Consider the following 13,490-nt stretch of genomic DNA (forward strand, 5'->3'; position numbering starts at 1 on the left):
AACTATTATGGAATTAAAAAAAATCTTGATTGCAGCCGTATTGGCTGCCGGCATGGCATTTCAGACAAATGCCGCAGATGTTCCGCGCAAGGAATATCCCCGCCCTCAGTTTGAGCGGACGGCATGGGTGAATTTGAACGGTGAATGGGATTACACATTCGATTTTGCCAATTCGGGTATGGAGCAGGAGTATCACAAAGCTACTTCCTTCTCAGGAAAGATAACAGTACCTTTCTGTCCGGAAAGCAGTTTATCCGGTGTAGGACATAAGGACTTTATCAATCATATCTGGTATCATCGAGAGATAAGTATTCCGCAGGATTGGAGCGGCAAGAATGTATTGCTGAATTTCGGAGCAGTCTATTACAATTCGGAGATTTACATTGACGGAGCTTTGGCAGGACGCCACTTCGGCGGTAGTTCTTCTTTCAGCATCGATATCACCAAGTTAGTGACTCCGAGCAAGGTACACCACCTGGTAGTACGCGCATCCAGTGATTTGCGTTCGGGCATGCAGAGCGCCGGTAAGCAGAGCCTGCAATTTGGTTCTTACGGCTGTAATTATACCCGTACTACAGGTATCTGGCAGACTGTATGGATGGAAGCAGTCAATCCTTCCGGCTTAAAATCCGTACAAGCCGTTGCAGACGTCGATCAGGAACAATTGGTCGTATGGCCTACATTCTACAGTGATAGTAACAACAAGCTGAAGATTACATTGAAAGATGGTAATAAAGTCGTTGCTTCTGCCACAGTGAAAGGTACTAACAATTCTGTTGCCGTACTTCCGGTAAAGAAAGCCAAACTATGGTCACCGGAATCACCTTTCCTATACGACATTACTTATCAGATGATCGATCCGGCAGGAAAGGTTCTCGATGAAGTATCATCTTACATAGGTATGCGCAAAGTGCATATTGAAGGAAATAAGATTTATCTGAATAACAAGCCTTACTATCAACGTCTGGTATTGGATCAGGGTTTCTATCCCGATGGTATCTGGACAGCTCCTACCGATGAAGCATTGAAACGTGATATCGAGTTATCAATGGCTGCCGGCTTCAACGGAGCACGCCTGCATCAGAAGGCATTCGAAGAGCGCTTCTATTATTGGGCGGATAAACTGGGTTACATCACTTGGGGAGAAGCTCCAAGCTGGGGTATGGATGCCAATAACATAGAGGTGGCACGCAACTTCCTGGTTGAATGGTCGGAACTGGTACTTCGTGACCGGAACCATCCTTCTCTATTGATCTGGACACCGATGAACGAAGAGTGGTGGCCTGATTTGGTTCAGTACCCACGTTTTACGACCGATTTATACAATCTGACGAAGTCACTCGACCCTACCCGCCCGGTGAACGATGCCAGCGGTGGTTGCCACATCAAGACAGATATATGGACTGTACACAACTATGAACAGGATCCTGCCAAGCTGAAAGATATCATCTACAAAGATGGTAAATTCTTCCAGGCTCCCAACTATAAGATTGGAGTACCTGCAGCCAATATTGGTTTCAACGGTTTACGCCAGAATGCAATATATGACTTCCCCGTATATGATGGCAAAATGCCGTATCTGATTGATGAAGTAGGTGGTATCAAATGGGTGAAAGACCAGGATAAGACTAACTCAAGCACACAATCATGGGGTTACGGCACACCGCCGAAGACTGAAAAAGAATTCCTGGAACGACTGGAAAGCCAGATGAATGGCATTCTTGAATTGAAAGATCAGGTTTGGGGATATTGCTATACTCAGCTGACGGATGTGGAACAGGAACAAAACGGTATTTATTACTATGACCGTACTCCTAAGTTTGATACGAAACTTATTCACAGTATCTTCAGTAAGAATCCTGAAGATCTGGAAGGCACTTATACCAATCCGTTATGCAATTATGGTCCGGACCCCTGGGCTATCTGGCACGATGGTTCCTACTATTACATGCATACAATGGTCGACAGCCTTGTGTTGTGGAAGACACAGGATGTGACCGACATTCGTAATGCAGAGAAAAAAACAATCTGGATTCCGACAGACCCGTCTAATAAGCATAACCTGTGGGCACCCGAGATTCACAATATCGGTGGAAAGTGGTACATCTATTATGCAGCCGATGACGGTAACTCCGACAATCACCAGATGTATGTACTGGAAAATACAAACAAAGATCCGTTCAAGGGAGAGTTCGTGATGAAAGGCCGTATCAGTACGGATAAAGATAACAACTGGGCTATTGATGGATCAGTATTTGAAAACAAAGGCAAGTTATACATGGTTTGGTCCGGTTGGCAAACCCGTCGTGTGGATACCGAAACTCAATGTATCTACATTGCCGAGATGAAGAATCCCTGGACACTGGGTTCCGAAAGAGTCCTGATCTCTAAACCGGAACTGGAATGGGAACGCCACTACATTAACGAAACCGGTTGGAATCCTCCACACAAAGTATTTGTGAACGAAGGGCCTCAACCATTGAAGAGCCCGAAGGGTAAATATATTCACGTTGCTTATTCGGCAAGCGGTGTATGGACTCCGTACTATGCTTTGGGCATGCTGACAGCAGATACGAATGCAGACCTGTTGGATCCGGCATCCTGGAAGAAAGCTCCCCAACCTCTGTTCCGCCAGTCTCCTGAAAATGGAGTATACGGTACAGGACACAACAGCTTCTTCAAATCACCTGATGGCAAAGAATGGTATATCCTGTATCATGCTCGCGACACCCAGGTAGATCCTCCGGGCATGGGCGATACAAGATCTCCCCGTGCTCAGAAGATAGAATGGAAAGCGGACGATTACCCTGTATTAGGTACACCTTATCCAAAGACGATGCGGTTGAAAAAACCGTCAGGGACAAAGGTTAAATGATTAAACTGAAACTCTGAAATCAATAAACAATAATGAACAAAGCATCTTTATGGATAAGTTGCCTTGTGCTGTTTCTCCTTGCCGGCTGTACGAATGCCGGCAAGCAAGCAGCTGAGGAAGAAACAACTTTCACCAATCCGGTCATCTATGCTGATGTACCGGATGTTGACGTTATACGCGTAGGTAGTGATTATTATATGATTAGTACTACCGCACACATGTCACCCGGAGCGCCTATCATGCACTCCAAAGACATGGTTAACTGGAAAATCATCAGCTATGTGTTTGATGAACTCAAAGAGAGCCCATACAATGATCTGGAAGGCGGTAATATCTACAGCCGCGGACAATGGGCTGCTTCCTTACGCTATCACAACGGGCTTTTCTATGTATTCTTCGGTACAGGGAACAAATCCTACATTTATACAGCAAAAGATCCGGCAGGAAAATGGGAACAGAAGCTTGTGATTGATGAGTATCTGCACGATGCTTCCATGTTGTTCGACGACGATGGACGCATTTATCTGGCTTATGGTGCACGCCACATCCGCATCATTGAATTCAATAAGGATTTGTCTGGAATCAACCCTAACGGACTACAGGTAGAAGTCATCCCCGGCGAACCGAGAGGCTTGCTCGAAGGTACACACTTTTATAAATTCGACGGTAAATATTACCTCACTCTTATTTGGTGGCCGGAAGGCGGCATACGCACACAACTCTGCTTCCGTTCCGACAAAGTGGCCGGACCTTACGAGATGAAAACAATCCTTTCGGACGACCTCGGATATGCCAATCACGGTGTAGCACAAGGATGCTTCATCGATACAGAAGCAGGTGAATGGTATGCTATGTTGTTCCAGGACCACGAAGCCGTAGGCCGTGTACCTGTACTGATGCCTTGCCGCTGGGAAAATGGTTGGCCCATGCTGGGGGACGAAAATGGCAAAGTGCCTCCAGTTATGAAAGTACCCGTACAGGGATATGATGAAAAGACGGAACTGGTGGTCAGCGACAACTTCGACGAGGCTCCCAAGCTGGGACTGACCTGGCAATGGAATCATAATCCGGATAATTTGCTATGGACTCTCACCGAACGCCCGGGCTATCTGAGACTGAAAACCGGAAAAGTAGTAAAGAACCTCTTCGAAGCCCGCAACACACTGACGCAACGTACTGAAGGTCCCAAATGTAGTGGTGTCGTTTCCTTAGACCTCACCTTCATGAACGATGGTGACCATGCAGGATTGGCAGCATTCTGTTCTGAACCGGGAATCCTCTCCGTTGTGAAAGAATATGGGAAGAAGTATCTGGTAATGACCGACCGCAATGTAGAAAAAGCACGGCGTGAACTGAATCAGGATATTGTCTTTCTGAAAATGGAGTGTGATTTTACCACAGACTATGCCCAATTTTCCTATAGCCTGGATGACACTAACTGGACTCCGATAGGCGACAAATTCCACATGATATTCAGTATGGCGCACTTCACTGGTAATAAATTCGCTATATTCAATTATGCCACGAAGGCTGCCGGTGGATATGTGGATGTTGATTTCTTCCGTTACGAAAAGCAATCTAATTAATAGAATATGAATAAACTGATGATTTTGGTATGTACCATCCTGATGGTTGGATGTACCGCAACAACAAAAGAAGAACTGACTGAATCCGGATTGAAGCGAAGTGATTTCCAGACAGAAGTCAATGGTGAAAAGACAGACCTGTTTGTGTTGAAAAACAAGAACAACATGGAAGTTTGCATCACTAATTTCGGAGGCCGTATTGTATCGGTCATGGTTCCCGATAAAGATGGTAACATGAAGGATGTGGTTCTGGGATTCGACTCTATACAGGACTATATCAAATATCCGTCTGACTTCGGAGCAAGCATTGGACGATATGCCAACCGCATCAACCAAGGACGCTTCACACTGGACGGTGTGGAGTACCAGTTGCCACAAAATAACTATGGTCATTGTCTGCATGGTGGGCCGAAAGGTTTCCAGTACCGTGTGTACAAAGGAGTACAAAAGAACGATCAAGAAGTACAACTGACTTATCTAGCAAAGGACGGAGAAGAAGGATTTCCCGGCAACCTGCAATGTACGGTTACTATGAAGTTGACGGATGATAACGCCATCGATATTCAATATGAAGCCGAAACGGATAAGCCGACTATTGTCAATATGACCAATCATTCTTACTTCAATCTGGATGGTGATCCCACAACTGATAACTCTGCCTATCTGTTGACGCTGAATGCCGATAACTATACCCCGGTAGACAGCACTTTCATGACAACAGGCGAGATTGCAACGGTAGAAGGAACTCCTATGGATTTCAGAAAGCCTACAGCAATCGGTGCAAATATCAATCAGGAGTTTGAACAGCTGAAGAATGGAAACGGAATAGACCATAACTGGGTACTGAACACTCAAGGAGATGTAACTAAGGTATGCGCTACTCTTGAATCACCCAAAACCGGTATCGTTCTGGATGTTTATACCAATGAACCTGGCATACAGGTATATTGCGGAAACTTCCTGGATGGTACTCTGACCGGTAAGAAAGGCATTGTTTATAACTTCCGTGCAGCAGTTTGCCTGGAGACGGATAAATATCCCGATACGCCTAATAAGCCGGAATGGCCGTCGGCAGTGTTAAGACCGGGAGAAAAGTACCAAAGCCAATGCATCTATAAATTCTCGGTACATAAGTAATGCAAAGAGACTCCGGTCTCTGTTATCCTGATAGAAAAGAAGAATTTGCTTTCCCTGTGTATAAAAAGGAAGCAGATTCTTCTTTTTGTTTCGTAGAACAAAGTAATAAGCCCTCTCTCAAGTCAATGTAATATCAGGAAAAGTTTATGTAACCAATCTTTTTCAAATTGTAACATCAGGAAATGATACGGAAACGTACTTGCAAAGTTCCTTGCCTCAAAATCATTATTTTTGTCCAATAGAAGTAGTAATCATTAAATTAACAACAAGAACCATGAAAAAGAAATTATTAATGCTTGCCCTGCTCATCTGGACAACTCATATCTTTGCACAGAAGCAGGTACACATCAAAGACTGTTTCGATTTTGACTGGAAATTCACCTTAAGTGATAATCCTGAATATGCAAAACCTGATTATGCAGATGTCAGTTGGGAAGATATTCAGTTGCCACACGACTGGAACATCAAGCAGGAATTCGATATAAAGGCAGGCGGTTCCGCAGCCTATCTTCCGGAAGGGATCGGCTGGTACCGAAAAACATTCAAAGTTCCTTCTTCCTATCAGGGACGCCACGTATCCATCCTCTTCGATGGTATATTCCAGCAAAGTGATGTATACATAAACGGACAGCACTTAGGATACCGTCCTTATGGCTTCTGCAGTATCGAATACGATATGACACCTTACATCCATTACGATAAGGAGAATACCATTGCTGTAAGAGTAAATACGACAGGCGGAAGACCACGCTGGTACTCAGGAGCCGGTATCTATCGTCACGTCTGGCTTCAGGCTGTGAATCCTGTGCATGTGGCGACTTATGGTACCTACATTACAACACCTGAAGTCAATAATGAGAAAGCGGAAATACATATCGTGACAACTCTTTCCAATAAAACAGAAAAGGAACAAACAATAACAGTTCTGCAACGTGTATTTGATGCAACCGACAGACTGATTACGAAAAGTAACAGTTCCCAAATCGTGATAAATGCCGGAACCACAGCAGACCTGACACAGAATTTTTCATTGTCTTCTCCCCAACGTTGGAGTATCGAAAAACCCAATATGTACCGGATGGAAACCACTGTGAAAATCGGTAGTAAAGTAACTGACGTCTATACTACCCCGTTTGGCATCCGCACTTTCCGCTTCGACAAAGACAAGGGCTTTTTCCTCAATGATAAACATGTGAAGTTAAAAGGTATGTGCTTGCATCAGGATGCCGGAAGTCTGGGAACTGCCGTACCAGATCGTTCTTACGAACGTCGCCTCGAAATATTGAAAGAATACGGTTGCAATGCCATCCGCTGCGCCCATAACCAACCTTCACCTGAGTTTCTCGATATGTGTGACCGCATGGGCTTTGTAGTTATAGACGAAGCTTTTGATAAATGGAAATCAGGTTATTATGAAAAATATTTCGATAAATGGTGGCAAAAAGATATGACGGACATGATAGTACGCGATCGAAATCATCCCAGCATCATCCTTTGGAGTATTGGCAATGAGGTACAGGAAGCATGGGATAACAGCAATACCGGAGTGGAGCGTGCTCGTATGCTACAAGACTTTGTACATAAACTCGAACCAAGCCGTCCAGCTACGCTGGCTGCCCAGAACGGACATCAGGAAGCTTTTGCCGGAGTGACCGATGTAATAGGCTACAACTATCTGGAAGCACGTATGTTATCTGACCGCCGTAAGTATCCGGAAAGAATATTCCTAATCTCAGAGGAGTTGCCTTACTTCAGAGGTGAAGAAGGCAGAATACGTAGTTATACGCCCCTAAATCCCTGGCAGATAGTAGCAGAAAATGATTTCGTGGCAGGAGGTTTCATCTGGTCTGGTGTAGATTATCTGGGTGAGGCGGGATGGCCCAGTAAAGGTTGGCCTAATGGTTTGTTTGATATCTGCATGTTCGAGAAACCACGTGCAGCTTATCATCGCGCCATGTGGAATCCTGAGCCAATGGTTAGGATAGCTGTAGTAGATCCGTCACTCAACATTGATCACGGCAGAGACCTGTGGCAATGGCCTAAAATGGCTGCACATTGGAATTTCCCACAATCATATCGGGGAATGGTTATGGAGATACGTACTACCACCAACTGCGAAAGTATAGAACTGTATCTGGATGATAAACTAATGGGAAAACAGGAAACAGCCAACTTTACCAATAACACCATTGTATGGTATTTACCTTATAATCCAGGTAAACTGGAAGCTAAAGGTTATAACGGTGACAAAGAAGTGGCACACTATCAATTGGTAACGTCTAAGAATGCAGCCAACGCTATTATCAACGCCGACCGCACAAAGATAAAGGCTGACGGACAAGATCTTTCACATATCACTATCAATCTGATAGATTCAGATGGAAATCCGGTGCAGACAGATGATCGTAAAGTGACGGTAAAGATAGAAGGAGACGGTAAATTCCTGGGGATAGACAACGGGGACTTGCGTCGGCAAAAGTCATTCGCCGGCAATGAGTTGAATACTTACTTCGGAAAAGCACTGGTAATTGTACAGTCTACCCGGAAAGCCGGAAAGATGAAAGTATATATGACTGTAGAAGGGATTGAAGAAAATTATATCATAGAAATCGATACAGACATCTAAATAAAGAAATGCCGCTTTCCGTAAGTACGAGAAGCGGCATTTTACAAGCAACCTTCACAGGTTATGATCTATCTAATACCCATCAATATCCCGGATTCTGATAAGCAGCCTTTTCCTCTACTGTCATTTCCAAAGCATTTAGCTGCCCGGTAGGAATAGGACGCAAATAATGATTTGGTTTTATATTACGAGTATAAGTGTGTTTTTGGTGGCTACCGGGTACACTCATCGTTCCGATAGGTTTACCATCATTCGTTCCGCTACCTATCTCATAAGTAGTAGCATATTCTATCAACTTCTGCGTACGAACTAAATCCAACCAACGCATACCTTCACCGAAGTATTCACGGCTGCGTTCATCAAGAATATAATTAATATCTATGGTAGCTGGTGTAAGACTGATCATTGTTGCACTATTATCCTCTTGCTTGGCTACGTTACCATTATTATCCCAACGCCACTTACCGGCACGAGCACGGATAATATTAATCAACCCCCTTGCACTTCCATCATTGGCATATGTTCCGGTAACAGTTTTCGTTGTAGCACCTTTCACAGCTGCCTCGGCTGCAACAAAGAACAATTCGGAGAAGTAGGCGATGTTGACAGGACGGGTAATCCCCCCATTAGGTTCACCAAGTCCGTCACCATTGTTGGTGCGATAAGTACCCAATTTCCAGAGATTCGGATACCTGCCACGGCTAATGTGACTGGGAGCAATAACATAATCACTTCTTCCATTCATCACACCTGCTGCAACAGCACTGGCTTTGGCTGCACTGGAATCATAATTGATATCCCCTTCATTTGCCGGGTCTTCATCAAGGAATGTCAGGATAGCATCACCCGGATGTACTGCCAGACCATTGGCATTGTACAACGTATTATCACTCACACTGCCTTTTGTCCAGTTTCCACGGAAAGTAGTTACGAAAGTACCGTCGTAACGTGAGTCATTAGTTTTATCGGCAAAAGTATTTTGGAATACGCCAATCGGAGGAGCCATACAACTCCATGGACGCCCATAAGCCTGAGCGGCTTCACGTTGCACGGACTCTACCTCTTTTGATGTACCGTCTGATAATTTCTGGGTACTCCGGATCAATGTATAATTCCATGTAGCAAACCATACGATCTGATTACCCGGGGCACCACCACCAAAATAAGAATGACTTTGTCCGTCATAGAATTCGCTACTCTCCGTATGATCTGCATAAAGCAGTACTTCAGCATTGCGGTCGTTGGAACCAAGATGTACATCATAGTAATAATCAAGCAGCCTGAACGGACCGGGATTTTCAATACCTTCTACTGCCAAATTATATGCCTGCTGGAAATACCATGCTTTATCATGACCGTCAGGATCAGTTCTCGGACATTCGGGATAGGTAGGAATAGTGCTTTCAAGCCACCAACCATAAGTAAGATATGCTTTTGCCAACATAAGGCGTGCCAGAGTCTTGGTTGCACCTCCTGTTACACGTCCTGTTTCGGGTAAAAGTTCTATCGCCAACTTCAGGTCAGGGAATACGGCTTTTGTATATACCTCAGGAACTGTGTTACGTACGGAATAACGCATAGGAGTAGTATTGAACTTCAACTCACCCGAACCTAAATCCAAAGGTACTCCACCAAAAGTCTGCACCAGTTGGAAATAGTCAAAAGCACGGAAGAAACGAGCTTCGGCAATTAGCGCATCAGATACTCCGGCTTCAGCGCCATTTTCTATCACACCGCTTGCAGTATTGATATTAGGAAATGCAGCATTCCACAATGCATCCGAACGTACTGTATTCGCAGCATAATTGCCCACACCTTCCGTCAAGTCAATATCCTTGAAGTTATTGTCAGCACTCCACGCAAAAGTATATTCATCGGTGGGCATCTGGCAAGCAGCATAATAATACTGTCCGTAGAATTGGCGCAAATGGGCATACATAGCTGTCAATCCACCCATCACACCTGTCTCAGTTTTGAAGAAAGTAGGATCATAACTGCTACGTGGCTGTTCATTCAATATATCGGAACATCCTGTCAGGGAGAGCGAGAATAACGCTGCACCCAAGATGAGTTTTGTATATAACTTTTTCATATTATATCTTTTTAGAGGGTTTAGAATGTTAAATTAAGGCCTACCAGATAATTACGCGTTGAAGGCGAATTGGTACCTATAATCAGTAAGCGTGATTTAAGATTTCCAGTTACTGCCTGATTTTCATTACCATAAGAGTTGGGTTCGGGGTCGCAGCCGCTTTCATCATAATAGGGCGAGAAGAAGACAAACGGATTTTGTACTGTAGCATAAACCCGGAGACTGTTTATACCAAAACGATTTAGCCAATCCTTAGGAACATTGTATCCCAATGTAATGGTACGTATCTTCAGATAAGAAGCATCGAAATAGCCCAGTGTACTGCCATACTTCGGATTATCACTCTGTTCTATTCCACCCGGTTTCGGATATTTGGCCCCCGTATTTTCCGGTGTCCAGTAATCGACCTTCACATTGCCACGTCGTCCTGTCATCATGTTTAAATAACCTGATGATGAATAAAGTGTACTGATAAGGGTACCGCCACTCTTGAATGCACCTACTATGCTCAGATCAAAGTCTTTGTATGCCACGCGAGTATTGAAGCCACCCTGGAATTTTGGTTCCAATGAAATGATCTGTCTGTCATCGGGACCGATACTACGAGTAGGTTTACCGTTGGCATCGTATTCACCGGTATATTTTACCTTAATCATACCTGCATTGCCACCCGGTTCCAAAATATCCATCAGTTCTTTTTCATTTTCCTGCCAAAGTCCGATTTTCTCATAATCGTAAATTACATCAATGGGATGTCCCTTAAACCACCAATTAGTCTCATCTCGGTCAGCACCCGAAGCAAGTGATTTCAGCTTATTGCGGTTAGCATAGATATTGACACCCACATCCCAACTCCAGCCATTCACATTTTCCAGGATTACACCGTTAAGCGAGAGTTCGAAACCCTTATTTTGCGTAGACCCGATGTTTGCCATATAGCTGCCTACACCGGCAGTAGAAGGTAAGCTTACACTAAGTAATACATCTTTAGTATCTTGTACATAGTACTCGAACGTACCATAAATGCGATGATTCAAGAATGAGAAGTCCAGACCGTAGTTGTAAGTAGTGGAATATTCCCACCCCAAGTTAGTGTTAGGAAGTTCCGATACATAATAACCGGTTGCATAAGTATCAGGACCGAAATTATACGGACGAGTAGAAAGAAGACCAAGAGTTTTGTACGGATCAACAGACTGATTGGAGGTTTCTCCATATCCTACACGTAATTTCAGCTGGTCTACTATGGGAAGTAAATCTTTCCAAAAAGCTTCTTTAGCAATGTTCCATCCAAGAGATATGGCTGGATACGTATGCCATTTGTGCCCTGGAGCCAAACGAGAGGAAGCATCAGCACGGAATGTGACACTTGCCATATACTTATCATCATACGAATACATAGCACGTCCCATCCATGACATCAGACCCGTTTGCTGATAAGCCTGATTACTCGGATTCACTGTAATTTCACCGTTAGCATGTCCCAAATTATAGTATTGGAAATAACCGGCAGGAATGTCTCTTGCTGAAACAGCCGATTTATTATAGGTAGTTTGCTCGGCAGAATACATGGCTACTGCATTCACCCGATGTTTTTTGGCAAAGGTGCGGTCATAAGTCACCAGGTTTTCAATCGTCCAGTTAGTAGTCAACGAATTACTGATGGAAGCAGAAGATGTTGTATTAGGATTCACTTCATTGATTCCTTGCCCTTTAAAAGAACCACCGTTACTCATACGAAAGTTCAAACCAAGATTGGCACGGTACTTTAAACCTTCTATACCGGGAATTTTCACCTCGCCATATACATTATTATAAGAACCGAATGCCTTATCTTCCTGAACCCAAAGGTCTTCTATCCCTTCAAGAACTTCTTTGGGGTAAATATACTGTTCGTCGGTAGCCATCTTGACGGTTCTTTTCCAAGTACCATCTTCATTTTTCGGATTCACAAGAGGAGATAAACTCAGTGTTCCGTACAATCCTATATTTCCACCCTCGGTAACATTATAGGTATTGTTGGTAACAAAGCCCACTTTGATATATTTGCCTACTTCCTGGTCGAGAGAACCACGCAAAGAAAGACGGTTATACTGTTGTGTAGGTACCACACCTTCTTCATGATAGTAGCCCAAGCCGAAACTGTAGTTGTTTGCCTTACCACCACCCGAAACGCTTACATCGTGACTGGAAACAATACCTGTCTGATAGAATAAATCCTGCCAGTTAGTATCCATATCATCCGATTCATCGATACCGTTAGTATATTTACCGGCAGCTTTACGAAGAGCTGCAAATTCCTTTCCATTCATCATCGGATATTCCTGAGCATCTTTAATACCAAAATATCCATTATAACTTATTTGCGCTTTCTGTTCGGTATAACCTTTATGAGTGGTTACCATAATTACACCATTAGCACCGCGCGAACCATAAATGGCTGTAGACGAAGCATCTTTCAGAATATCGAGGCTCTTGATATCATTCGGATTAATATCAGATAACGAACCGGCAAATGGAATGCCATCCAATACTACCAACGGGTCGTTACTGGCATTGAGCGAACGCGTACCACGCACACGTATCTGCATGGAAGCACCCGGCCTTGAAGAGGTTTGCGACATATCTACACCAGCAACACGTCCTTGCAAAGCGGATGAAATGTTACCCGTCTGTACTGCCCGAAGGTCATCGCCACGCATAGAAGAAATAGAACCGGTAACATCAGAACGCTTTGCCGTACCGTAACCGATAACAACTACTTCTTCCAAAGTTTTTGAATCTTCCTGCAAGGTAATGTTCAATGGGGCAGTTCCTGCCTTTACTTCCTGTGTCACATATCCTATAAAGGAAATAACAAGCACAGCATCCTTCTTTACCTGTAACGTAAAATCTCCATCCAAACCGGTAATAATACCATTGGTAGTTCCTTTTTCTACAACACTGGCACCGATAACTGGTTCACCGAGTGCGTCTTTTACAATACCTTTCACTGTAACATTCTGTGAGAATGCACATAGTGGTATCAGGCATAACAATAATAATAGCCCTAAAGGCTTAAAATAATGATTGGTGCTTTTCATAAAACCATTAATTAAATTAGTGATACAAATTGTTGATTTAAGTCGAGGGGTGTCGCAAAATTGCTTTTTCATGTCTTCATATTATCGAAAT

6 protein-coding genes are annotated in these 13,490 nt (G+C 43.8%); 4 read left to right on the top strand and 2 right to left on the bottom strand.

Annotation, left to right across the window (positions count from 1 at the left end; translation table 11 throughout):
• The first annotated feature begins 7 nt into the window (after nucleotides 1-7).
• The 4 genes from DW036_RS21250 (at nucleotide 8) to DW036_RS21265 (ending at nucleotide 8,224) form a co-directional block, all read left to right on the top strand.
• Nucleotides 8-2,875, top strand: coding sequence for a family 43 glycosylhydrolase (locus DW036_RS21250; protein ID WP_118466086.1), 2,868 nt, complete (start codon nucleotides 8-10; stop codon nucleotides 2,873-2,875).
• A gap of 32 nt (nucleotides 2,876-2,907) precedes the next feature.
• Complete coding sequence (locus DW036_RS21255) at nucleotides 2,908-4,461, top strand: glycoside hydrolase 43 family protein (RefSeq protein ID WP_118222414.1); 1,554 nt, start codon at nucleotides 2,908-2,910, stop codon at nucleotides 4,459-4,461.
• Between the two features lie 6 nt (nucleotides 4,462-4,467).
• Nucleotides 4,468-5,598 carry an aldose epimerase family protein gene (locus tag DW036_RS21260; RefSeq protein ID WP_118466087.1) on the top strand — a complete coding sequence of 377 codons (1,131 nt, stop codon included), beginning with the start codon at nucleotides 4,468-4,470 and terminating at the stop codon, nucleotides 5,596-5,598.
• Nucleotides 5,599-5,872: 274 nt separating this feature from the next.
• Nucleotides 5,873-8,224, top strand: a complete 2,352-nt coding sequence (locus DW036_RS21265) for a glycoside hydrolase family 2 TIM barrel-domain containing protein (protein ID WP_118466088.1) — start codon at nucleotides 5,873-5,875, stop codon at nucleotides 8,222-8,224.
• Nucleotides 8,225-8,306: 82 nt separating this feature from the next.
• On the opposite strand, the gene DW036_RS21270 is transcribed toward DW036_RS21265, so the two are convergent.
• On the bottom strand, nucleotides 8,307-10,316 hold the full coding sequence (locus DW036_RS21270) for a RagB/SusD family nutrient uptake outer membrane protein (RefSeq protein ID WP_118466089.1): 2,010 nt from the start codon (nucleotides 10,314-10,316) through the stop codon (nucleotides 8,307-8,309).
• Nucleotides 10,317-10,336: 20 nt separating this feature from the next.
• On the bottom strand, nucleotides 10,337-13,399 hold the full coding sequence (locus DW036_RS21275; RefSeq protein ID WP_118466090.1) for a TonB-dependent receptor: 3,063 nt from the start codon (nucleotides 13,397-13,399) through the stop codon (nucleotides 10,337-10,339).
• Nucleotides 13,400-13,490: the final 91 nt, after the last annotated feature.

It is taken from the genome of Bacteroides sp. AF39-11AC (genome assembly GCF_003474285.1).
In the GTDB taxonomy this organism is placed as follows: domain Bacteria; phylum Bacteroidota; class Bacteroidia; order Bacteroidales; family Bacteroidaceae; genus Bacteroides.